Genomic DNA, 637 nt, shown 5'->3' on the forward strand with positions numbered 1-637 from the left:
GGACGCCCCCGCCGGCGGCGCCGGCGGCGAGGCGAAGGTGTTCACCGCGATCCGCTCGCTCGGCGTCGTCCGCGGCGAGGACCGCTGGTTCGCCGGCGTCTGCGGCGGTGCCGCCCAGCGCCTGGGCGTCGACCCCCTCGTCGTGCGCGGCGTCCTCATCGCCCTCACCGTCGTCGGCGGGCTCGGCCTGGCGCTCTACGGGATCTGCTGGGCGCTGCTGCCGGACGGGCGCGCCGAGCGGCGCGGGCGCATCGAGGCCGAGGCCGCCGCCCGCGGCGACGTCTCCGGAGCGCTGGCGCTGGCGGTCGCGCTCGTGGTGGCCGACCTCGTGCTCTCCCGCGGCGTGGTCGGCATCGGCCCCTGGGACATCGGCGGCGGCCCCGGCTGGGGGCTGCTCGTCACCTCCCTGGCCGCGACCCTCGCCTGGTGGGTGCTGCACGACCACCCCGCCGTCGTCGGGGCCTGCGCGCGCTCCACCGAGGGTGCGAACCCCGAGGGTGCGAACCCCGAGGGTGCGAACCCCGAGGGTGCGAACCCCGAGGGTGCGAACCCCGAGGGTGCGAACCCCGAGGGTGCGAACCCCGAGGGCGCGGCACCCGCGGGCGCGACGCCGACGGCCGCGCCCCCCCGCGTCTCC

Annotated in this window: 1 protein-coding gene; it reads left to right on the plus strand. The window is 79.3% G+C overall.

Going from position 1 to position 637, the window contains the following annotated elements:
- A partial coding sequence (locus tag GTQ99_RS24525) for a PspC domain-containing protein (RefSeq protein ID WP_205708141.1) occupies window positions 1-637 on the plus strand: 637 nt, incomplete at both ends.

The sequence above is a fragment of the Kineococcus vitellinus genome (assembly GCF_009906315.1).
Lineage (GTDB): Bacteria > Actinomycetota > Actinomycetes > Actinomycetales > Kineococcaceae > Kineococcus > Kineococcus vitellinus.